Source organism: Massilia sp. Leaf139 (assembly GCF_001424165.1).
Classification (GTDB): Bacteria; Pseudomonadota; Gammaproteobacteria; order Burkholderiales; family Burkholderiaceae_D; genus Telluria.
In genome coordinates, this window is the sequence record NZ_LMOJ01000001.1 from 495,733 (window position 1) to 516,940 (window position 21,208).

At 63.9% G+C, this 21,208-nt stretch carries 22 protein-coding genes; 16 read left to right on the top strand and 6 right to left on the bottom strand.

Annotated elements, in window-relative coordinates; genetic code table 11:
- Positions 1-19: 19 nt before the first annotated feature.
- On the bottom strand, positions 20-481 hold the full coding sequence (locus ASF77_RS02210) for a RidA family protein (protein ID WP_056333796.1): 462 nt from the start codon (positions 479-481) through the stop codon (positions 20-22).
- A gap of 134 nt (positions 482-615) precedes the next feature.
- Between ASF77_RS02210 and htpG the strand changes: the two genes are divergently transcribed.
- Positions 616-2,535, top strand: coding sequence for a molecular chaperone HtpG (htpG, locus tag ASF77_RS02215; RefSeq protein ID WP_056333799.1), 1,920 nt, complete (start codon positions 616-618; stop codon positions 2,533-2,535).
- A 366-nt stretch (positions 2,536-2,901) separates the two neighbouring features.
- Here htpG and ASF77_RS02220 read toward each other — a convergent pair whose 3' ends face one another.
- From ASF77_RS02220 to kynU, 4 genes are all read right to left on the bottom strand, one after another.
- Positions 2,902-4,035, bottom strand: coding sequence for an acyltransferase (locus ASF77_RS02220; RefSeq protein ID WP_056333801.1), 1,134 nt, complete (start codon positions 4,033-4,035; stop codon positions 2,902-2,904).
- Positions 4,036-4,123: 88 nt separating this feature from the next.
- Positions 4,124-4,669: an alpha/beta hydrolase gene (locus ASF77_RS02225; RefSeq protein ID WP_056333805.1), complete on the bottom strand. Its 546-nt coding sequence runs from the start codon at positions 4,667-4,669 to the stop codon at positions 4,124-4,126.
- A 58-nt stretch (positions 4,670-4,727) separates the two neighbouring features.
- Positions 4,728-5,567 (bottom strand): tryptophan 2,3-dioxygenase, encoded by an 840-nt coding sequence (kynA, locus tag ASF77_RS02230; RefSeq protein WP_056333807.1) that lies wholly within the window; start codon positions 5,565-5,567, stop codon positions 4,728-4,730.
- Between the two features lie 9 nt (positions 5,568-5,576).
- Positions 5,577-6,836, bottom strand: coding sequence for a kynureninase (gene kynU / locus ASF77_RS02235; protein WP_056336212.1), 1,260 nt, complete (start codon positions 6,834-6,836; stop codon positions 5,577-5,579).
- A 610-nt stretch (positions 6,837-7,446) separates the two neighbouring features.
- On the opposite strand from kynU, the gene flhD reads away from it, so the two are divergent.
- From flhD to ASF77_RS02310, 15 genes are all read left to right on the top strand, one after another.
- Positions 7,447-7,764 (top strand): flagellar transcriptional regulator FlhD, encoded by a 318-nt coding sequence (gene flhD / locus ASF77_RS02240; protein WP_047826184.1) that lies wholly within the window; start codon positions 7,447-7,449, stop codon positions 7,762-7,764.
- A gap of 111 nt (positions 7,765-7,875) precedes the next feature.
- Positions 7,876-8,460, top strand: coding sequence for a flagellar transcriptional regulator FlhC (gene flhC, locus ASF77_RS02245; protein ID WP_056333810.1), 585 nt, complete (start codon positions 7,876-7,878; stop codon positions 8,458-8,460).
- 8 nt (positions 8,461-8,468) lie between these two features.
- Positions 8,469-9,230, top strand: coding sequence for a trans-aconitate 2-methyltransferase (locus ASF77_RS02250; RefSeq protein WP_156648697.1), 762 nt, complete (start codon positions 8,469-8,471; stop codon positions 9,228-9,230).
- 154 nt (positions 9,231-9,384) lie between these two features.
- Entirely contained in the window at positions 9,385-10,245 is an 861-nt protein-coding gene (gene motA, locus ASF77_RS02255) for a flagellar motor stator protein MotA (RefSeq protein WP_056333813.1), read from the top strand.
- A 44-nt stretch (positions 10,246-10,289) separates the two neighbouring features.
- On the top strand, positions 10,290-11,222 hold the full coding sequence (gene motB / locus ASF77_RS02260) for a flagellar motor protein MotB (protein WP_056333815.1): 933 nt from the start codon (positions 10,290-10,292) through the stop codon (positions 11,220-11,222).
- A 17-nt stretch (positions 11,223-11,239) separates the two neighbouring features.
- Complete coding sequence (locus ASF77_RS02265) at positions 11,240-11,788, top strand: hypothetical protein (RefSeq protein WP_056333818.1); 549 nt, start codon at positions 11,240-11,242, stop codon at positions 11,786-11,788.
- Positions 11,789-11,849: 61 nt separating this feature from the next.
- A complete protein-coding gene (locus tag ASF77_RS02270) occupies positions 11,850-12,215 on the top strand; it encodes a response regulator (RefSeq protein ID WP_056333823.1) in 366 nt (121 codons plus the stop codon).
- Positions 12,216-12,254: 39 nt separating this feature from the next.
- Positions 12,255-14,402, top strand: coding sequence for a chemotaxis protein CheA (gene cheA, locus ASF77_RS02275; RefSeq protein WP_056333827.1), 2,148 nt, complete (start codon positions 12,255-12,257; stop codon positions 14,400-14,402).
- An 18-nt stretch (positions 14,403-14,420) separates the two neighbouring features.
- Positions 14,421-14,915, top strand: a complete 495-nt coding sequence (locus ASF77_RS02280) for a chemotaxis protein CheW (RefSeq protein ID WP_056333829.1) — start codon at positions 14,421-14,423, stop codon at positions 14,913-14,915.
- Positions 14,916-14,977: 62 nt separating this feature from the next.
- Positions 14,978-15,844, top strand: coding sequence for a CheR family methyltransferase (locus tag ASF77_RS02285; protein WP_056333832.1), 867 nt, complete (start codon positions 14,978-14,980; stop codon positions 15,842-15,844).
- A 21-nt stretch (positions 15,845-15,865) separates the two neighbouring features.
- Positions 15,866-16,468 (top strand): chemoreceptor glutamine deamidase CheD, encoded by a 603-nt coding sequence (cheD, locus tag ASF77_RS02290; protein WP_056333836.1) that lies wholly within the window; start codon positions 15,866-15,868, stop codon positions 16,466-16,468.
- 27 nt (positions 16,469-16,495) lie between these two features.
- Positions 16,496-17,557: a chemotaxis response regulator protein-glutamate methylesterase gene (locus ASF77_RS02295; protein ID WP_056333839.1), complete on the top strand. Its 1,062-nt coding sequence runs from the start codon at positions 16,496-16,498 to the stop codon at positions 17,555-17,557.
- A 134-nt stretch (positions 17,558-17,691) separates the two neighbouring features.
- Positions 17,692-18,084 carry a chemotaxis response regulator CheY gene (cheY, locus tag ASF77_RS02300; RefSeq protein WP_056333842.1) on the top strand — a complete coding sequence of 131 codons (393 nt, stop codon included), beginning with the start codon at positions 17,692-17,694 and terminating at the stop codon, positions 18,082-18,084.
- 2 nt (positions 18,085-18,086) lie between these two features.
- Complete coding sequence (gene cheZ, locus ASF77_RS02305) at positions 18,087-18,746, top strand: protein phosphatase CheZ (protein ID WP_056333845.1); 660 nt, start codon at positions 18,087-18,089, stop codon at positions 18,744-18,746.
- A gap of 52 nt (positions 18,747-18,798) precedes the next feature.
- Positions 18,799-20,004 (top strand): EAL and HDOD domain-containing protein, encoded by a 1,206-nt coding sequence (locus ASF77_RS02310; protein WP_056333848.1) that lies wholly within the window; start codon positions 18,799-18,801, stop codon positions 20,002-20,004.
- Positions 20,005-20,412: 408 nt separating this feature from the next.
- On the opposite strand, the gene ASF77_RS02315 is transcribed toward ASF77_RS02310, so the two are convergent.
- A complete protein-coding gene (locus ASF77_RS02315; RefSeq protein ID WP_082493507.1) occupies positions 20,413-21,171 on the bottom strand; it encodes a PilZ domain-containing protein in 759 nt (252 codons plus the stop codon).
- Positions 21,172-21,208 lie beyond the last annotated feature (37 nt).

Consider the following 21,208-nt stretch of genomic DNA (forward strand, 5'->3'; position numbering starts at 1 on the left):
GGCCCTGCGAACGAATGGCTCAGGCCACTTCGACGATCATTTCGATCTCGACGCAGGCGCCGCGCGGGATCTGGGCCACGCCGAAGGCGGAACGGGCATGCTTGCCGGCGTCGCCGAAGACTTCGCCGAACAGTTCCGAGGCGCCGTTGGTGACCAGGTGCTGCTCGGTGAAGTCCGGGGTCGAGTTCACCAGGCTCATCAGCTTGACGATGCGCTTCACACGGGTCAGATCGCCGCCGCAGGCGTCCTGCAGCGTGCCCATCAGGTCGATGGCGATGGCGCGTGCGGCGGCCTGGCCGTCGGCGGTCGTCTTGTCCTTGCCCAGCTGGCCGACGTTGACCGAACCGTCCGCGTTCTTGGCGATGTGGCCCGAGATGAAGACCAGGTTACCGGTCTGCACGTACATGACGTAGGCGGCAGCTGGCGCGGCGGCCTGCTGCAGGGTGATGTCGAGTTCCTTCAGTTTGTCGTAGACGGACATGGAATTTCCAATGCGGTGGATGAAGCCGGTATTGTACGGCAAGCCAGAAAGCTCTTGAAACTCATGACAGTACCCCAATATTGCAGCAATCCGTTCAACCCGTATGTTTAATCCGAACCACCACGAGGAACAAGATGGCGCACGCCGAAAAAGAAACCCTTGGCTTTCAAGCTGAAGTAAAACAGCTGCTGCAACTGATGATCCACTCCTTGTATTCGAACAAGGAGATCTTCCTGCGCGAACTGATCTCGAACGCGTCCGACGCGGCCGACAAGCTGCGCTTCGAGGCAATCAACAACGATGCCCTGTACGGCAACGACCACGAACTGAAAATCCGCGTCAACTTCGACAAGGACGCCAAGACCGTCACGATTTCCGACAACGGCATCGGCATGAGCCGCGAGGAAGTCATCTCGCACCTGGGCACCATCGCCAAGTCCGGCACCAAGGAATTCTTCTCGCGCCTGTCGGGCGACCAGCAGCAGGATGCGGCCCTGATCGGCCAGTTCGGCGTGGGCTTCTACTCGGGCTTCATCGTGGCCGACCGCATCACGGTCGAGACCCGCCGCGCCGGCGCCGAGGCGTCGGAAGGCGTGCGCTGGGAGTCGACCGGCGAAGGCGACTACAGCGTCGAATCGATCGAGAAGGTGGGCCGCGGCACCGACGTGATCCTGCACCTGCGCGCGGGCGAGGAAGAGCTGCTCTCGAGCTGGAAGCTGAAATCGATCATCCGCAAATATTCCGACCACATCTCGCTGCCGATCCTGATGCAGAAGGAAGAGTGGGACGAAGAGAAGAAAGCCACCGTCCTGAAGGACGAGTTCGAGACCGTCAACCAGGCCAGCGCCCTGTGGGCCCGCAACAAGGCGGACATCACGAAAGAGCAGTACGACGAGTTCTACAAGCACGTCTCGCACGACTTCCAGGAACCGCTCACCTACACGCACAACCGCGTCGAAGGCCGCAGCGAATATACCCAGCTGCTGTACGTGCCGAGCCACGCTCCGTTCGACCTCTGGGATCGCAACAAGCGCGGCGGCATCAAGCTCTATGTAAAACGCGTCTTCATCATGGACGACGCCGAGCAGCTGATGCCGACCTATCTCCGCTTCATCAAGGGCGTGATCGACTCGGCCGACCTGCCGCTGAACGTCTCGCGCGAGATCCTGCAGGAGTCGCGCGACGTCAAGGTGATCCGCGAAGGCTCGACCAAGCGCGTGCTGGGCATGCTGGAAGAACTGGCGAACGCGGACGAGCAGGAAACGAAGGACAAGTACGTCACCTTCTGGAAGGAATTCGGCCAGGTGCTCAAGGAAGGCATCGGCGAGGACGCGACCAACAAGGATCGCATCGCCAAGCTGCTGCGCTTTGCCTCGACCCAGAACGACTCGGACGAACAGACCGTCTCGTTCGCGGACTACGTCGCGCGCATGAAGGAAGGCCAGGACAAGATTTATTACGTCACGGCCGATAATTTCAATGCCGCCAAGAACAGCCCGCACCTCGAGATCTTCCGCAAGAAGGGCGTCGAAGTGCTGCTGCTGACCGACCGCGTGGACGAATGGATGCTGTCCTTCCTGACCGAGTTCGAAGGCAAGGAGCTGACCTCGGTGGCCAAGGGCGGCCTCGATCTCGGCAAGCTCGAAGACGAAGCCGAGAAGAAGGAACACGAAGAGACCGAGACCCAGTACAAGGAACTGGTCGAGCAGATGAAGGGCGCCCTGACGGACAAGGCCAAGGACGTACGCGTGACGCACCGCCTGACCGATTCGCCGGCCTGCCTGGTGGCGGATGAACACGAGCTGTCGGCCAACCTGGTGCGCATGCTGAAAGCGGCGGGCCAGAACGCGCCGGAATCGAAGCCCATCCTCGAGATCAACCCGAACCACCCGCTGGTGACGCGTCTGAAGTACGAAGACGCGAGCAGCCCGCGCTTCGCCGACTGGTCGCATATCCTGTTCGACCAGGCGATGCTGGCCGAGGGCGGCAGCCTGAGCGATCCGGCGGCGTTTGTGAAGCGCTTGAACGAGATGCTGCTGGCGTCGGGCAAATAAGCGTCGGCGTGTAGTAAGAACCGGGCCTTGCGCCCGGTTTTTTTATGCTTGTCGGGCCCATGAACGCGGCCGAATGTTCAACGGTGCGTAACGCGTGGGCACGGGTGCCCGGTGAACCCGTCATTGAGGCCATTGGCCTCAATGACCCCGTACGGTACGCATCTGGCAATGGCTGTCGCGCACCGTAGGGCGGGCATGCCCGCGGTGACCGCATGCATTCCGCACCGCCGCTTCGATCCATGAATGGGCGTTTTTACGTCTCGTGTTGAATCGATGCGCCGCGAATGATCGGCGGTGCCCACACTACGTTACGCCTCTGCCAACGGCTGGAGTGTAACGTAGGGTGGGCTCCCCGAGCCCACGTGTTCATCGTATGAGTTTCGCACCATCGGTTCCCCCCGAAGATGGCAGCCGCGCCGCCAGCCAGGCGAACACCGTCTCGAACCACCCCTTGCGCCGCTCCGTCAACTGCCCGATCAACAAGGTCGCCCCTACGATCGCCGCCACCAGCGCCAGCACATCGCCCGCCGACGACTGCCGGTGCGGATACACCATCAGCCACACCTGCATCACCAGCGCGTGCACCAGGTACAGCGTGAAGGTGTACGACGCCAGCCAGCGCACCGGCCTTTCCACCCGCAGCAGGCCGCGGAAATCGGCGTTCTTCGCACACAGGAAGTTCAGCACGACCAGGCTGCAGACGAGGTAGTCGGCAAGGCAGCGGTCGGCACTCTTCAGGGGCAGGTCAGGGAAGGGCCAGCTGCTCAGGGCCAGCGCGCGCAGCGTCGCGTCGAGGCCGTTCATCTTGTAGGCCGCCAGCAGCGCCAGCGACAGGATCCAGCCGGCGCGCGCCAGCGGGCGCGCGATCGTGTGCGTCTTTTGCCAGTGGTAGCTGGCCACGCCCGCCAGCCACACCGGCAACAGCAGCCACAGCTTGGGGCCGACGAAAACCAGCAGCGAGCCGACCACCGCCAGCCGGCGCAGGCCGCGCAGGTAAAAGGCGGCGCCGAACAGCACGTAGTACCAGACCTCGTAGCCGAGCGACCAGTAGGGGCCGAGCAGCGGCGGCGGCTCGGACACCGTCCACAGTTCGCCCATGAACAGCAGGTGCAGCGGCAGGTAGAGCCAGGGCTTGGCCAGCTGGTAGAACTGTCCCGGCGCCGCCTGCTGCGTCAGCACCAGCACGGCGGCGATGGCGAAGCCGAGCAGCACCAGGGGCAGGGCGACCGAATAGATGCGCGTGCAGCGCGCCACGCAATAGTCGCGCAGGCCGGCGTTCTTGCGCTCGGTCGTGTAGGCGATCACGAAGCCCGACAGGACGAAGAAGACGACGACCGATTCGCGCCCCAGGTTCAGCCACCAGCTGCCGCGTGGGGCGACGATGGCGCCGAACGGGCCGAAATGGCTGGCCACGACCAGTACCGCCGCCAGGAAGCGGCAGCAGTCGAGGTAGAGCGAAAATGGACGGGGAAGGAAGGGCGCCGGGTCTGCCATGGTCATGCCTGGGTTTGCAGACGCCATCATAACCTCATGCCGTACGGCAAACTATAAAAAATACAACGGGTGTTGCCAATCTGGCGTGATGCGCTTATTTGCGCAGCTGCGCCAGAAATTCCAGCAGCAGGCGCTCGCCCTCGGGCCAGTCGCCGTAGCCGGCGTCGGCGTTCACGTGGCCGGCGTCGCCGATCTCGACATAGCGGCTGCCCCAGGCTGCGGCAAAGGCCTGCGCCCGTTCGCGGCTGACGAATGCGTCGTTCGTGCTGGCCACTACCAGGCTGGGAAAGGGCAGGGGGGCGAAAGGCACAGGCGCAAAGCCTTTGGGATCGATCGGGTAGGAAGGCGCGTCGACGTCGCTGGGCGCGACCAGGAAGGCGCCGGCCGCACGCAGGGGCGAGCCGGACGCCGCCCAGTGCGCGGCCAGCATGCAGCCCAGGCTGTGCGCGACCAGCACCGGCGCGCCAGTGCAGGCGGCGATGGCCGCATCGAGTTCGGCCACCCATTCATCCTTCACCGGGTCGTTGAAGTCGCGGTGATCGACGCGGCGCCATTCCGGATGGCGCGCTTCCCAGTGCGACTGCCAGTGCTGCGGCCCCGAATCCCACAAGCCGGAAAGAATCAGTACGTCGCCATCCATGGGGCCTCCCTTGTCGATGAGGCCATTCTACGCGGGTTGGCGGATGCGCCGCTTTCGCTTACAGGGCCGTGCGCAGCGCGAACAGTTCCGGGAACAGCACCACGTCGAGCATCTTGCGCAGGTAGCTCACGCCCGCGGTGCCGCCGGTACCGGTCTTGAAGCCGATGATGCGCTCGACTGTGGTGACGTGGCGGAAGCGCCAGAAGCGGAAGGCCGTCTCCAGGTCGACCAGCTTCTCGGCCAGTTCGTACAGGCCCCAGTGCTGTTCCGGATCCTGGTAGACGGCGAGCCAGGCGGCCTGCACCGAGTCGTCGTGGGCGGTCGGCTCGCTTGGGCTACGCGCCAGGCGCTCGGGCGCGATCGCGAAGCCGCCGCGCGCCAGCAGTGCCACGGCCTCGTCGTAGATCGAGGGCGTGCGCAAGGCCGCGTCCAGGATCGCATGGGCCGGCGGATTCTTTTCGTGCACGGCCAGCAGGGCCGCGTTCTTGTTCCCGAGGATGAATTCGAGCTCGCGGTACTGGTGCGACTGGAAGCCCGAGGAGGCACCCAGATAGGGCCGGATCGCCGTGTACTCCGACGGGGTCATCGTCGCCAGCACGTCCCAGGCGTGCACCAGCTGGTCCATGATGCGGGCCACGCGCGCCAGCATCTTGAAGGCAGGATCGAGTTCGCCCGCGCGCAGGTGCACGCGCACGGCATGCAGTTCGTGCAGCATCAGCTTGACCCAGAGTTCGCTGGTCTGGTGCTGGATGATGAACAGCATCTCGTTATGGTTCGGCGAGAGCGGGTGCTGGGCTGACAGGATCTGGTTCAGGCCCAGGTAGTCGCCGTAGCTCATGGACTCCTTGAAGTCCATTTTTGCGCCATGCCAGTCGGCCGGTTTTTTGTCGTCGTTCATGTGCGCCCTTCAGGTCACTGCGCCGCGTTCGGCGGCCACGTCGTAGTCTTCGCGGTCGAGGATGTCCTTCAGGATCGCCACCGCGTCCCACACGTCGACGAAGCGCGTGTACAGCGGCGTGAAGCCGAAGCGCATGATTTCCGGCTCGCGGTAGTCGCCGATCACGCCGCGCGCGATCAGGGCCGCCATCACGGCATACCCGTGCGGATGGGTGAAGCTGACCTGGCTGCCGCGGCGCGCATGTTCGCGCGGCGTGACCAGGCCCAGCGGGTGGCCGGCGCAGGCCGCCTCCACCAGTTCGATGAAGAGGTCGGTCAGGGCCAGCGACTTGGCGCGGATGGCCTCCATCGTGGTGGCCTCGAACACTTCCAGCCCGCATTCGACCAGGGCCAGCGAGACCACCGGCTGCGTGCCGCACAGGGCGCGGCCGATACCGTCGCAAGGCGCGAAGCCATGCGCCATGGCGAAGGGTTTGGCGTGGCTCCACCAGCCGGTGAGCGGATGCGCAAACTGCGCCTGGTGGCGCTGCGGCACCCAGATGAAGGCCGGCGAACCTGGGCCGCCGTTCAGGTATTTATAGGTGCAGCCGACCGCGAAGTCGGCTTCGGCCGCGTTCAGGTTCACCGGCACGGCGCCGGCCGAATGGGCCAGATCCCAGACGATCAGGGCGCCGTTCTGGTGCGCGTGGCGGGTCAGCGCCGCCATGTCGTGCTGGTAGCCGGTGCGGTAGTTCACGTGGGTCAGCATGACGACGGCGCAGTCGCCGTCGATCGCCGCCGGCAGCTCTTCCACCGTATCGACCAGGCGCACGCGGTAGCCGCGGTCGAGCCACTCGGCCAGGCCCTCGGCCATGTAGATATCGGTCGGGAAGTTGCTGCGCTCGGTGACGATGACGCGCCGCGCCGCGGCGGCGCCCTTTGATTGAATACGAACTGCCGCGGCCAGCGCCTTGAACAGGTTCAGCGACGTGGTGTCGGTAACGGCCACTTCGTCGGGGCGTGCGCCGATCAGCGGCGCCAGGCGTTGCCCGAGGCGCTTGGGCATGTCGAACCAGCCGGCCGTGTTCCAGCTCTTGATCAGATCCTGGCCCCATTCGCGCGCCACCACCTGGCCGGCGCGTTCGAGCGCCGTGCGCGGACGGGCGCCCAGCGAGTTGCCGTCGAGGTAGATGACATCGGCCGGCAGGTCGAAGCGCTCGCGCAGCGGCGCCAGCGGATCCTGGGCATCGCGCGCGAGGCAGTCGGCGCGGGTGATCGAAAGTTCGCTCATGCTCATATATATAGGGAAGTGGTGGTGGTCTGTCCGGGGCGGAGTGTAGCAAGAAAAGCGTGGGCGGCGACAAGCGATCGATGACGCTTTGCCATGTTTTGGCCTGGACTTCCCTCGTGCACCGGTCTTTTTGCACTTTTTTCAAAATATTTTGCCGGCGACCCTAAAGTTCTGGCGAGCCCTGCCGTAAAGGATTCAGCAGGGCAGAAAAGCGGTGACGAAAAATACTTCAAAAATATTTTGAAATCACCCTAAAGTTCCCCGCAACGCTGCCGTTAAAGGTGCAGCAGGCAACAAAGGGTACTGAAAAATATTTTCAAACAACCCTAAAGTTCTGGTTTTGGTTGACGTAAACCAACACATGGACGATTTGCCTCGCTGGCAAAGATGTTGCGCCAGAGCAGTTCGAAAATTCAAATTCGCCTCCGTTTTCATAGGAGCGCCTCCCTCATTGGCCTGGGTTTGTCAGACAAACTCCTACAGGCACACTCGCGTTTGCCGGACGTAAAATACAGCGTCCGTCCGATTCCCCTAATATTTCTCTACAGTCAGAATCTATCTCACTGGCAACACAAACAGCCAGGCTAACGGGAAGATGGAGAAGAAAATGATGACTGCAAACGACATGATGGCTGAAATCCGCGACGCCAACCTGAGCTACCTGATGCTGGCCCAGCAAATGATCCGTGCCGATAAAGTCACCGCTATCTTCCGCCTGGGTATCTCGGCCGACATCGCCGACCTGATCGAAGGCATGAGCAATGCCCAGATCCTGAAGCTCGCCGGCGGCAACATGATGCTGGCCCGCTTCCGCTTCGACGACACCGCGATCCTGTCGATGCTCACCAGCCACAGCAAGGATCGCGCCCTGGCCCAATCGCATGCAGCGATCCTGATGGCTGGCCAGCCTGCTGAAGAGATTGCTTAAAGAAGCGTCTGCAGAAGCGTCTGCGGAATATTTCTACCGAGACACATTGTAAAATCCCGCTGAGCTCTGGCCGATAGTGTAGGATACCGGGACACAAGCCGGAGCCGTGGGATGAGTAAAAAAAGCGTCGTATCCGAAGCGCAGGAAATCCAGCTCGCCATCGAGCTGATCACATTGGGCGCCCGCCTGCAATTGCTCGAGAGCGAAGTCTCGCTGTCCCGCGAGCGCCTCATCAAGCTGTACAAGGAACTGAAGGGCGTCTCGCCGCCCAAGGGCATGCTGCCTTTCTCGACCGACTGGTTCCTGACCTGGCAGCCGAACATCCATTCCTCGCTGTTCATCAATATCTATAACTTCCTGGTCGAACACGCCGGCGCCAGCGGTGTCCAGGCGGTGATGAAGTCCTATAAGCTCTATCTCGAACAGATGCCGGCCGCGCCCGGCGAAGAGCCGCTGCTCTCGCTGACGCGTGCCTGGACGCTCGTGCGTTTCTTCCAAAGCAATATGCTGGCGCTGGCGCCCTGCGGCAAGTGCAAAGGCAAGTTCGTCGTCAACGCCCTCGACCTGAACCGCGATTATCTCTGCGGCCTGTGCCACATGCCTTCGCGCGCCGGCAAGACCCGCAAGGCCAAGGACGCAGCTGCACAGGAAGCTGCCGACGCCGCGGCCCGCGAGGACGCCGCGGGCGAGGCCTGAGCCGCGCCGTGGGTTTGGAACTCCTGCGCGCACCTGCCGTGCGCGCGCTGCTCTGCCAGCTCGCCGCTTTCCCCCTGACCTTGTTGGCCGTGTTCCTGCTGGCGCGCGCCGGCGCCGCGCCCGGCTACCTGGCCGCGGCGCTGCTGCAAGGCGGCTTCGCGGCGCTGCTCACCTGGCGCTGGCGCCTGGCGCCGTGGTGGATCGCGATCTGCCTGCTGTTTCCGCTGGCGCTGTACGGCGCGCAGGGGCTCGCCCTGCCGCCCTGGCTCTTCCTCGCCGTCTTTCTCTTCATGCTGGTGCTGTACTGGTCGACCTTTCGTACCCAGGTGCCGTATTACCCGTCCGGCAAGCCGGCCTGGGATGCGGTGGCGGAGCAGCTGCCGCAGGGCAGGCCGGTCTCCTTTATCGATATCGGGAGCGGCCTGGGTGGACTGGTGCTGGATGTGGCGCGGCGCCGTCCGGACGCGCAGGCCAGCGGCATCGAGCTCGCACCCTTGCCCTGGTTCGCCAGCGCCGTGCGCGCGCGCCTGACTGGCAGCCGGGCCCGTTTCCTGCGCGGCGACTATGCGTCGCTCGACTTCGGCAAGTACGACGCCGTCTTCGCCTACCTGTCGCCGGCGGCGATGACGGCGCTGTGGCACAAGGCGCAGCGCGAGATGCGTCCGGGCAGCATGCTGATGAGTTACGAATTTGCGATATCAGAAGCACCACCGACCATATCGCTCTATCTACAAGATACTGGTCGAACTCTCTACATATGGCACTTTTAGGCCACAAATCGGGCCTTTTTACTTGCTCCAGGGCCATTCTCAAGCTATTGTTCCAGCTGTTGTAGTTCCCCAAGTAAATATTTTTTCTGAGATACATTGTCTCGGATTCCTGGCTTCGTGCAAGCCGGGATTCGCCGCCTTCTGGAGCCTGTTCTTGTTAGTCATTATTGGTTACGTCGTCGTCTGTGCTTCGGTGTTCGGTGGCTTCATCATGGCCGGCGGCCACGCGGCCATCCTGTTCCAGCCGATCGAACTCCTGATGATCGGCGGCGCGGCCGTCGGCGCGTTCTTCGTCGGTAACAACAGCAAGTCGATCAAGGCGACCATGAAGGCGCTGCCGGGCGTGCTCAAGGGTTCGCCCTACACGCGCGAGATGTACATGGAGCTGATGTCGCTGCTGTTCGACGTGCTCTCGAAAGTCCGCAAGGAAGGCCTGATGTCGATCGAAGGCGATATCGAATCGCCGGAAGCGAGCCCGCTGTTCTCGAAATACCCGCTGGTGCTGGCCGACCATCACATCGTCGAATTCATGGCCGACTACCTGCGCCTGATGGTGTCCGGTAACATGGACGCCTTCCAGATCGAGAACCTGATGGACAACGAGATCGAGACCCACCACCACGAAGGCCATGTGCCGGTGCACGTGATCGCCAAGCTGGGCGACGGCCTGCCGGCCTTCGGCATCGTGGCCGCCGTCATGGGCGTGGTGCACACGATGGAATCGGTCGGCATCCCGCCGGCGGAACTGGGCATCCTGATCGCCAAGGCGCTGGTCGGTACCTTCCTCGGCATCCTGCTGGCCTATGGCTTCGTGGCGCCGCTGTCGAGCCTGCTCGAACAGAAGCTCGACGAGTCGAGCAAGATGTTCCAGTGCGTGAAGGTGACCCTTCTGGCGAGCCTGAACGGCTACGCCCCGGCCCTGGCCGTCGAATTCGGCCGCAAGGTGCTGTACTCGACCGAGCGCCCGACCTTCGCCGAGCTCGAAGAGCACATCAAGAAGTCGAAGAGCAAATAATTTGCTCCAGCCTACTCATCCCTTGAACACTCCACGGAATCGCCATGGCTGACGAAGGACAACGCCCGATCATCGTCAAGCGGATCAAGAAAGGCGGCGGCGGGCACCATGGCGGCGCCTGGAAGATCGCCTACGCCGACTTCGTGACGGCGATGATGGCCTTCTTCCTGCTCATGTGGCTGCTGGGCTCGACCTCGAAGGGCGACCTCGAGGGCATCGCCGAACACTTCAAGAACCCGCTGAAGGTGGCGATGGCGGGCGGCGACGGCTCCGGCGACAGCTCCTCCGTCATCAAGGGCGGCGGTACCGACCTCACGCGCCGCAACGGCCAGGTGAAGAAGGGCGATACCGAAACCAACAAGAAGACCTACGACCTGAACGACGCGCGCGCCGCGCTCGAAAAGGCCGAGGGCGAGCGCCTGAAGTCGCTGAAGGCGAAGATCGAATCCGTCATCGAAGCCAATCCGACGCTGAAGAAATACCAGAACCAGCTGCTGCTCGACATCACCAGCGAAGGCCTGCGCATCCAGATCGTGGACGAGCAGAACCGTCCGATGTTCGCGCTGGCCAAGGCCACGCTGCAGCCTTACACGAGCGACATCCTGCACGTGCTGGGCATGGTGCTCAACGACGTCCCGAACCGCATCGGCCTGTCGGGCCACACGGATTCGACGCCGTACTTCAGCGACGCCGGCTACAGCAACTGGGAACTCTCGGCCGACCGCGCCAACGCCTCGCGCCGCGCGATGGTCGTGGGCGGCCTGGCCGACGAGAAGATCCTGCGTGTGGTCGGCCTGGCCGCGGCCGCGCCGCTCGACCGCGCCGACCCCTTCAATCCGATCAACCGCCGCATCAGCATCATCGTGATGAACAAGCGCACCGAAGACGCCGTCATGCGCGACGCCGCCACGCTCGACGTGCCGGCCGAGGACGGCAAGACGGCGGCACAGGCAGTGGTCGCTGCGACCGCCAAATAAGAAGTCAGGAGCACGACATGACAAGAAAAAAGATTCTGGGTTCGCACGTGAAGCGCCTGCTGTCGGGCGTGTCGGCGCACGGCCGCCGTCACCTGAGCGAAGTCGAGACCGACCTCCTGCAGACCGAATTGCTGCTGGAAGAAGCCGTCGACAAGCTCACCAGCAGCTTCATGGCGATCCACAGCGCGGTCGGCGCGCGCCAGGAAGCGATCGACCGCCTGCTCGCGGGCGGCGCCCTGAGCCCGGAAGACACGGCGACCCTGTCGGCGATGTCGGGCGATATCGGCACCCACGTCAACACGGCGATCACCAGCATGCAGTTCCAGGACATGACGAGCCAGCTGATCGAGCGTACCCTGAAGCGCGTGACGGGCTTGCGCGAATTCCTCGGCACGCTCGACGAGCATGGCGCAGACATCCAGCCGGAAACGGGCAGCGACGAAATCGTCGAGCGCCTGGGCAAGGTCAGCATGGCGCTGGCGATCCAGTCGCTCGAACTGCGCAGCGTGCTGCGCAAGTCGGTCGAACAACAGCATCTCGAAAGCGGCGACATCGAACTGTTCTGACACGGTCAGACGATTCAGCGCGCACTTACCCAAGAAACCAGGAAAACAGCAGGAGCACAACATGGCTAAAACAATTCTCGCGGTCGACGATTCGAGCTCGCTGCGCCAGATGGTGGCGTTCAGCCTCAAGGCGGCAGGCTATCAGGTGGTGGAAGCGGTCGACGGCCAGGACGGCCTCGACAAGGCCAGGAACCAGGTCGTCGACCTGGTGCTGACCGACCAGAACATGCCGCGCATGGACGGCCTGTCGCTGATCAAGCACCTGCGCGGCCTGCCCGAGTACCAGAAGGTGCCGATCCTGATGCTGACCACCGAGTCCTCGGACGAAATGAAATCGAAGGGCCGTGCGGCCGGCGCGAACGGCTGGCTGGTCAAGCCCTTCGACCCGCAGCGCCTGATCGAAGTCGTCAAGAAAGTGATCGGCTGAGGCGATGAGGCAGCGCGCGAATCTCCGCAGGATGCAAACATGACGATCGACATCAGCCAGTTTTACCAGGTCTTTTTCGACGAGGCCGAAGAGCTGCTCGCCGAAATGGAACGGCTGCTGCTGGGCGTCGACGTGGCCGCCCCGGACAGCGAAGACCTGAACGCGATTTTCCGCACCGCGCACTCCGTCAAGGGCGGCGCCTCGACCTTCGGCATCACCGACATGAGCGAGGTGACGCACGTGCTCGAGTCGCTGCTCGACCGCATCCGCAAGGGCGAAATGGCCCTCACGAGCCAGCATGTGGACGCCTTCCTGGCGGCCAAGGACACGCTCAAGATGCAGCTCGACGGCCACCGCAATGGCGCCCACGTCGACCAGGACACGGTCGCCAACGTGCGCATGATGCTGCACGACCTGTCCGAGGGCCTGGTGCCGGCCGCTTCCCTGGTTGCGCCTTCCTTCCTGCACGCCGAACCGAAGGCGCAGACGGGCGAGGGCGCACACCGCTACAAGATCGAACTGCCGAGCGTCGAACAGCGCGACGTGAACGCCCTGGTCGACGAGCTGGGCCTGATGGGCCGCGTCTCCGTCACGCCCCTGGACGGCGGGCGCAGCGCGCTGATCATCACCACCCACGAGAGCCTGGACGACATCGTCGCCATCTGCTCTTTTGTCCTCGACCCGAACGACCTGAAGATCTTCGAGGCGCCGCCGCTCACGCCCGAGCAGCGTGCGATCGAAGCACGCGAGCGCGCCCGCATCGAGGAAGAGCAGGGCTACGGCTTCTTCGATCCGGCCGACGACGCGCCGAATCCCGAGGCCGACCTGTCCGACGACGAGCGCGGCTATGGCTTCTTCCAGCCGATCGAAGAGATCCGCGCGCTGGCCGGCGTCGACGCGGCGCCGCAGAAGTCTGCCGCCACCACCGCCGCCACCGCCACCGTTGACGTGCTGGACGCGATCGAGAAAAAGGCCAGCAAGAAGGACGAGAAGGGCGCCGAGTCGTCCTCGATCCGGGTTTCGGTCGAGAAGGTCGACCAACTGATCAACCTGATCGGCGAACTGGTGATCACCCAGGCCATGATCGAACAGCGCTCCAGCGGGCTCGACCCGATGCTGCACGAGCGCCTGCTGTCCTCGGTCTCCCAGCTGACGCGCAACACGCGCGAGCTGCAGGAGGCCGTGATGTCGATCCGCATGATGCCGATGGACTTCGTGTTCTCGCGTTTCCCGCGCATGGTGCGCGACCTGGCCAGCAAACTCGGCAAGAAGGTCGATTTCATCACCCACGGCGCCGCGACCGAACTGGACAAGGGCCTGATCGAGCGCATCGTCGATCCGCTCACGCACCTGGTGCGCAATTCGATCGACCACGGCATCGAAATGCCGGCCGCCCGCGCGGCCGCCGGCAAGTCGGAAGCGGGGCGCCTGTTCCTGTCGGCCGGCCACCAGGGCGGCAACATCGTCATCGAAGTGGCTGACGACGGCGGCGGCCTGAACCGCGAGCGCATCCTCGCCAAGGCGGCGCAGAACGGCCTGCCGGTATCGAATAACATGACGGACGCCGAAGTCTGGCAGTTGATCTTCGCGCCGGGCTTCAGCACGGCCGACGTGGTCACCGACGTGTCGGGCCGCGGCGTGGGCATGGATGTTGTCAAACGTAATATCACTTCGATGGGCGGCTCGGTCGACATCCGCTCCGCCCGTGGTTTCGGCACCACGATTTCGATCTCTTTACCGCTCACTCTCGCTATTTTGGACGGGATGACTATACGTTGCGGTGAGGAAATCTATATCCTTCCATTAGGCTATGTCGTCGAGTCGCTGCAGCCGCGCCGCGAAGACGTGCGCGACATCGCCGGCCGCGGCCAGGTGCTGAAGGTGCGCGGCGAATACCTGCCGCTGATCGCCCTGCATGGCGTGTTCGGGATCGCTTCCCGCGTGCAGGATCCGAGCGAAGGCATCGTCGTGATCCTGGAATCGGAAGGCAAGCGCGCCGCGCTCCTGATCGACGACCTGGTCGGCCAGCAGCACGTGGTGGTGAAGAACCTGGAAGCGAATTACCGCAAGGTCGCCGGAATTTCCGGCGCCACGATCCTGGGCGACGGCGGCGTCTCCCTGATCCTCGACGTGGCGGCGCTGGTGCGCTCGTCACGCCAGCTGGCCGACGAGGCATTGGCCTTATAACTCATTAGGAATCATTTCATGTCCATGACCCAGACCATTTCCCAGGCCACCGACGGCGCCGGCAACGAATACCTCGCCTTCACGCTGGGCTCGGAGGAGTACGGGATCGACATCCTGAAGGTGCAGGAAATCCGCGGCTACGAAGCCGTGACCCGCATCGCCAACGCGCCCGAATTCATTAAGGGCGTGATCAACCTGCGCGGCATCATCATCCCGGTGGTGGACATGCGCATCAAGTTCAAGCTCGGCACGCCGACCTACGACCAGTTCACCGTCGTCATCATCCTGAACATCGGCGGCCGCGTGATGGGTATGGTGGTCGACAGCGTCTCCGACGTGACCACCCTGACCCCGGATCAGGTCAAGCCGGCCCCGGACATGGGCAGCGCGTTTTCCACCGACTACCTGATCGGCCTGGGCACGGTCGACGAGCGCATGCTGATCCTGGTCGACATCGACCGCCTGATGTCCTCGGCCGAAATGGGCCTGATCGATACGAAGCTGGCAGCGTAAGACGAACGGCACCGAGCAAACATTCGCTGGCTCTGCCGGCAACGAAACATAGGTAAGGCAAAGTGCCGTTACACACATCTGACACCGTCAAGGAATTCGACTTCACGCGCGCCGACTTCGAGCGCGTGCGCGCCTTGATCTACCGCCGCGCCGGCATCTCGCTGGCCGACAGCAAGCAGGAAATGGTCTACAGCCGCCTGGCGCGGCGCCTGCGCGCGACCGGTATTCAATCCTTCGGCAAATACCTGGACGATCTGGAAGCGGGACGCCTGGGCGAAGAGTGGGAGGCGTTCACCAACGCACTCACCACCAACCTGACCTCGTTCTTCCGCGAAGCCCACCACTTCCCGCTGCTGGCCGACCACGTGAACGGCCTGCGCGGGCATGGCAAGGAACCGCTCACCATCTGGTGCTCGGCCAGCTCGACCGGCGAAGAGCCGTACTCGATCGCCATGACCTTGTGCGAAGCCTTCGATTCGCTCACGCCGCCGGTGCAGATCATCGCCACCGACATCGACACGAACGTGCTGGCCACGGCCAGCGAAGGCGTGTACGGCATGGAGCGCCTGGAAAAGATGGCGCCCGAGCGCCTGAAACGCTTTTTCCTGAAAGGGAAGGGCCGCCACGAGGGCATGGCGCGCGTGCGCCCGGAGCTGCGCCAGCTCGTCACCTTCCGCCAGCTGAACCTGCTGTCCGACTCGTGGCCGCTTGGCGGGCCCAATGGTGGCCAGTTCGATGCGATCTTCTGCCGCAACGTGATGATCTATTTTGACAAGGAAACGCAGCGCAAGATCCTGGCGCGCTTCGTGCCGCTGATGAAGCCGCATGCGCTGCTGTTCGCGGGTCACTCCGAAAACTTCCTCTACGTTTCCGACGCGCTGCGCCTGCGCGGCAAGACCGTCTACGAACTTAACGACCGCCGCGCGTAAGCCCTGCACCTCGGAACTACCATGCATTCGAATAGCCAGTTCGCCACCAACGTCTACTACGACCGCACCTTCGACTGTGACGCCGCGAAGATCCTGCCGGGCGAGTACTACTACACCGGCAAGAACATGCTGATCGTGACCGTGCTCGGTTCCTGCGTGTCGGCCTGCATCCGCGACCGCGTCACCGGCCTGGGCGGCATGAACCACTTCATGCTGCCCGACGGCGGCGGCGACGGCGGCAGCCCGGTCTCGGCGTCGATGCGCTACGGCACCTTCGCGATGGAAGTGCTGATCAACGATCTTTTGAAGGCCGGCGCCCGCCGCGAAAACCTGGAAGCGAAGGTCTTCGGCGGCGGCGCCGTGCTGCGCGGCTTCACGGCGATGAACGTGGGCGAGCGCAATGCCGCCTTCGTGATGCAGTTCCTCAAAACGGAACGCATCCCGGTGCTGGCCGAAGACCTGAACGACATCCACCCGCGCAAGGTGTATTTCTTCCCGAAGACGGGCAAGGTACTCGTCAAAAAACTCATGCAGACCCAGAACGATACGCTGGCCAAGCGCGAGCTCGACTACGCCAAGCGCCTGAAGGTCGAGCCCGTCGGCGGCGCCATCGACCTGTTCTGACTGTTTTGATCCGCAAAGGATAGCCCTATGAAAACCAAGGTGTTGATCGTCGACGATTCCGCCCTGATCCGCAGTGTCATGAGCGAGATCGTCAACTCGCAAGCCGACATGGAAGTGGTAGCCACCGCGCCCGATCCGCTCGTCGCACGCGAACTGATCAAGAAACACAATCCCGACGTCCTCACGCTCGACGTCGAGATGCCGAAGATGGACGGCCTCGACTTCCTGGAAAAATTGATGCGCCTGCGCCCGATGCCGGTGCTGATGGTGTCCTCGCTGACCGAACGCGGCTCGGAAATCACGATGCGCGCGCTGGAGCTGGGCGCGGTCGACTTCGTGACGAAACCGAAGATTTCGATCGGCAGCGGCATGCGCGAGTACACCGACCTCATCACGGACAAGATCCGCGCCGCCGCCCGCGCGCGCGTGAAACGCACGGTGGCGAGCGCCGCCCCGACCACGTCGCTGCCTTCGATGCGCAGCCCGCTGATCTCGTCGGAAAAGCTTATCATCATCGGCGCCTCGACCGGCGGCACCGAAGCCATCCGCGAATTCCTGATGCAGATGCCGTCGGATTGCCCGGGCATCCTGATCGCCCAGCACATGCCGGAAGGGTTCACGACCTCGTTCGCGCGCCGCCTCGATTCGCTGTGCAAGATCAGCGTCGTCGAGTCCGCCGGCAACGAGCGCGTGCTGCCTGGTCACGCCTACATTGCGCCAGGCCACTCGCACCTGCTGCTGGCGCGCTCGGGCGCCAACTACATGACCAGGATCGAGCAGACCGATCCGGTCAACCGGCACCGGCCTTCCGTCGACGTGCTGTTCCGCTCGGCAGCCGTTGCCGCTGGTAAAAACGCGGTCGGCGTGATCCTGACGGGCATGGGAAAAGACGGCGCTGCTGGTATGCTTGAAATGAAAAACGCCGGTGCGCAGAATTTCGCCCAGGACGAAGCTTCGTGCGTCGTCTTCGGCATGCCGCGCGAGGCGATCGCCATCGGCGCGACCCACGAGGTGGCGCCGCTGACGGCCTTGCCGGGCCTGGTGCTCGGCCATCTGGCGGCGCACGGCGGCAGAGCGTTGCGCGTTTGATCCGAATCGCGGCTTTTCGGCTGGTTTTATCGCCGTACGGCAACAAAAATGCTATTCTTGAGTTTGCTCGACGTTGCGAATGTCAGCGACTCAAGCCACACTAACCATTAGTAAAAGAATCAACGGAGTAATTCATGGCTGATCCAAAGATGCGTTTCCTGGTTGTTGACGATTTCTCGACGATGCGCCGCATCGTCCGGAACTTGTTGAAAGAACTGGGCTACGCCAACGTCGACGAAGCGGAAGACGGCGTGATGGCGCTGGCCAAACTGCGCAGCGAACAATTCGACTTCGTGGTCTCCGACTGGAACATGCCCAACATGGACGGTCTGACCATGCTGCAGAACATTCGTGCCGATCCCGCACTGGCCAAGCTGCCGGTGCTGATGGTGACCGCCGAAGCCAAGAAGGAAAACATCATCGCGGCGGCCCAGGCCGGCGCAAGCGGCTATGTCGTGAAGCCATTCACCGCCGCAACCCTCGACGAGAAGCTGAACAAGATCTTCGAGAAAATGGGAAATGCCTGATCATGGTTGAGCCGATCGCCGCAGTTGCTTCTGACTCCGTTGCAAACGATGAAGTCCTGATCCGGGTCGGCCACATGACGCGCGCGCTGCACGACAGCCTGCGCGGCCTCGGCCTGGACAAGCTGGTCGAAAAAGCGGCCAGCGACATTCCGGATGCGCGCGATCGCCTCGATTACGTGGCGCGTCTATCGGAACAGGCCGCCAAGCGCGTGCTCGACGCGACCGACGCCGCCGGCCCCCTGCAGGACGCGGTCGAGAGCCGCAGCGCGGATCTGCGCGCTTCCTGGCAGGCGCTTCTGGACAAGGACAAGGATAACGGAACCAGCGGCGAAGCCGACTGGCGCGCGCTGGCCGAGCGCAGCGTCGCGCTCTTGGCCGAGAACGAACGCGCCGCCACCGCCACCCGTGCCGAGCTGATGAACATCATGCTGGCGCAGGACTTCCAGGATCTGACCGGCCAGGTGATCGGCAAGATCACTTCGATCGCGCAGGATCTGGAAAAGCAGCTGGTGCAGGTGCTGATCGATTTCGCCCCGAGCGAAATCCGCCGCGAGCTCGACAGCGGCCTGCTGAACGGCCCGCAGATCAAGCCGGAAAACAACACCGAGGTGGTAGCGAACCAGGGCCAGGTCGACGACCTGCTCGACAGCCTGGGCTTCTGAATCAGGGCGGCGCCCGCCGCCATCGTTCGCCATTGTTCTACTGCGGCCTCCCATGCATCACACCAACTATATTGTTCGCGAACCGCTGCTCGATCCGGCGCAGCGCGTCATCGGCTACGAATTGCTGTGGAAGCAGGGCGGCCAGGCCGTCCCTGACGCCGAGCTCGAGCAACTGGTCGGTTTCGTCGCCGAACACGTCAACCACGGCGAGCACGGCTGGCTGCTGCGCGACAAGCAGCTCTTCCTCGACGCCGTCCCGGCCATGCTCTCGACCGACGCGCTGTTCGACCTGCCGCCCGAGCGCACCGTCCTCAGCCTGCAGGCGCGCCACCTGATGGATCCGGGCGCGCGCGCAGCGATCCAGGCCGTGCGCGCCGGCGGCGTCGGCATCTCGCTGCGCGGCCTCGACGTCAAGCACCTGACCCCGGCGCTCGCGCCCTATGCCTCGCACGTCGAAATGCGCTTCGCCGGCATCGACGTCGCCGCCCAGGCGCGCACCTATGCCGCCGCCAAGCAGTCCGCGCTGCGCATGGTGGGCCGTCCGGTGACCAACTGGATCGACTACGACGCCTGCGCCGCCCTCGGCCTCGACGCCTTCGTCGGCAAACTGCACCTGACCCCGCGTCCGGGCAACCCGGTCAAGGGCCTCAATCCCGCCCAGACCATCATCCTGCAACTGATGCAGATGGTGCAGAACAACGAGGACATCCCCAAGCTGGAAAGCGTGCTCAAGCGCGATCCGGCGCTCACCTACAAGCTGCTGCGCAACATCAACTCGGCCGGCTTCGGGGCGGGCCGCGAAGTACAGTCGATCCGCCAGGCGATCAGCCTGATGGGCTATGCGCCGCTGTACCGCTGGCTGACCATGCTGTTGGCCAGCGCCAGCGCGAGCGGCTACTCGCCCGTGCTGATGGAAACGGCGGTGGTGCGCGGGCGCCTGACCGAACTGCTGGGCCTGCATGCGCTGCCGAAGGGGGAGGGAGAGAACCTGTTCGTCGCCGGCATGTTCTCGCTGCTCGACCGCCTGCTGGGCTTGCCGATGAAGGAGGTGCTGGAAACCATCCCGCTGCCGCCCGAAGTCGTGCGCGCCCTGATGGCACGCGAGGGCATGTACGGGCGGTACCTGGCGCTGGCCGAGGCCTGTGAGCTGAGCTCGAACCTGGTCGGCTCGCTGGCCGGCGCGCTCGATATCAGTCCGCTGGAGGTGAACAAGGCGCACCTGTCGGCGCTGGCCTGGGCGCAGGCGGTGACGCAGTAAGTTGCGCTCTGGCGCGCCATTTATCAGGCGTCGTCATCGATGAGTGGCTGCGCCGCTTGGCCCATGGTGCGAACGCGTGGGCATGCCCACCCTACGGTGCACAACCGCCCGTAGCAAGTTCATCGAACCGTGGCGTAACGTAGGGCGGGCATGCCCGCGTGCTGCGTCCGCATATCGGTCGGCGCTGGCGTGGGCGCAGGCGGTGACGCAGTAAGTTGCGCTCTGGCGCGCCATTTATCAGGCGTCGTCATCGATGAGTGGCTGCGCCGCTTGGCACATGGTGCGAACGCGTGGGCATGCCCACCCTACGGTGCACAACCACCCGTAGCAAGTTCATCGGATCGTGGCGCAACATAGGGCGGGCACGCCCGCGTGCTGCGTCCGCATATCGAAACGCGGCGCGCGGTCTTACGCTGCCGACCGCCCCCGGTTCGAGGTCACCAGCCGCTCCAGACTCTGCCGCATCTGCATCTCGATATTGTCGATGCTGCACCCTACCTGCACCTGTTCGCCCAGAAGAAAACTGCGGAAGGGGCGCAGCAAGCGCACCTCGAGGTCGGCGACGATCGCCAGCGCTGGGCCCAGCTGCAGGCGCACGCTCTTGATTTTCTTGCCGATATACAGTTCCGTCGCCTGATCCGGCGTGGCGCGCAGGCCGACGCCGCCGAGCGAATAATCGCACAGCGGCAGCTCGAACTGCTTGTTAAACAGCGTAAAGGTCGCGGCGTAAGCACCGTTGATGGGGGTGTCCAGGCGCGGTGCGGTGCGGCGGTTCAGCACCAGGCAGGTTTCCGGAAATTCGGCCGCGACCAGGTTAGGAAAACCGGGCCTGGCAACCCAGTCGCTCACCAGGTCGAATTGCAGCTTGGCATTGCCGCCCAGCGCCGCAACGAAGGTCGCGCGGCCGGGCGGGAGCTCGCCGACGACGTCCAACGTGAAGTGCGGCTCTTCCGGGTGCACGGTGTCGATCCGCGCCAGGATCGGGTCGGCCAGGCTGGCCGAATAGATGCTCAGGGGTTCGCCGGACTCCGCCAGGGCGGTGAAGGTCTCGCCGATGTCGAAGGGGTCGCGCATTTCGTGGGGCGCGGCGCCCGCGTGGATGCGGCCGATGGCGTCGGTGGGGCGGGGCGCGCCTTTGCGGGGCGGGCGGAGGGGAGTTTCGGTCACGGCTGCAATCCTTGCGGCGAAAAACTGCCCGGCACGT

Excerpts from the sequence above, each read along its gene's own strand:
- ASF77_RS02210 (WP_056333796.1), bottom strand. The coding sequence starts at position 481 with ATGTCCGTCTACGACAAACTGAAGGAACTCGACATCACCCTGCAGCAG.
- htpG (WP_056333799.1), top strand. The coding sequence starts at position 616 with ATGGCGCACGCCGAAAAAGAAACCCTTGGCTTTCAAGCTGAAGTAAAA.
- ASF77_RS02220 (WP_056333801.1), bottom strand. The coding sequence starts at position 4,035 with ATGACCATGGCAGACCCGGCGCCCTTCCTTCCCCGTCCATTTTCGCTC.
- ASF77_RS02225 (WP_056333805.1), bottom strand. The coding sequence starts at position 4,669 with ATGGATGGCGACGTACTGATTCTTTCCGGCTTGTGGGATTCGGGGCCG.
- kynA (WP_056333807.1), bottom strand. The coding sequence starts at position 5,567 with ATGAACGACGACAAAAAACCGGCCGACTGGCATGGCGCAAAAATGGAC.
- kynU (WP_056336212.1), bottom strand. The coding sequence starts at position 6,836 with ATGAGCGAACTTTCGATCACCCGCGCCGACTGCCTCGCGCGCGATGCC.
- flhD (WP_047826184.1), top strand. The coding sequence starts at position 7,447 with ATGACTGCAAACGACATGATGGCTGAAATCCGCGACGCCAACCTGAGC.
- flhC (WP_056333810.1), top strand. The coding sequence starts at position 7,876 with ATGAGTAAAAAAAGCGTCGTATCCGAAGCGCAGGAAATCCAGCTCGCC.
- motB (WP_056333815.1), top strand. The coding sequence starts at position 10,290 with ATGGCTGACGAAGGACAACGCCCGATCATCGTCAAGCGGATCAAGAAA.
- ASF77_RS02265 (WP_056333818.1), top strand. The coding sequence starts at position 11,240 with ATGACAAGAAAAAAGATTCTGGGTTCGCACGTGAAGCGCCTGCTGTCG.
- ASF77_RS02270 (WP_056333823.1), top strand. The coding sequence starts at position 11,850 with ATGGCTAAAACAATTCTCGCGGTCGACGATTCGAGCTCGCTGCGCCAG.
- cheA (WP_056333827.1), top strand. The coding sequence starts at position 12,255 with ATGACGATCGACATCAGCCAGTTTTACCAGGTCTTTTTCGACGAGGCC.
- ASF77_RS02280 (WP_056333829.1), top strand. The coding sequence starts at position 14,421 with ATGTCCATGACCCAGACCATTTCCCAGGCCACCGACGGCGCCGGCAAC.
- cheD (WP_056333836.1), top strand. The coding sequence starts at position 15,866 with ATGCATTCGAATAGCCAGTTCGCCACCAACGTCTACTACGACCGCACC.
- ASF77_RS02295 (WP_056333839.1), top strand. The coding sequence starts at position 16,496 with ATGAAAACCAAGGTGTTGATCGTCGACGATTCCGCCCTGATCCGCAGT.
- cheY (WP_056333842.1), top strand. The coding sequence starts at position 17,692 with ATGGCTGATCCAAAGATGCGTTTCCTGGTTGTTGACGATTTCTCGACG.
- cheZ (WP_056333845.1), top strand. The coding sequence starts at position 18,087 with ATGGTTGAGCCGATCGCCGCAGTTGCTTCTGACTCCGTTGCAAACGAT.
- ASF77_RS02310 (WP_056333848.1), top strand. The coding sequence starts at position 18,799 with ATGCATCACACCAACTATATTGTTCGCGAACCGCTGCTCGATCCGGCG.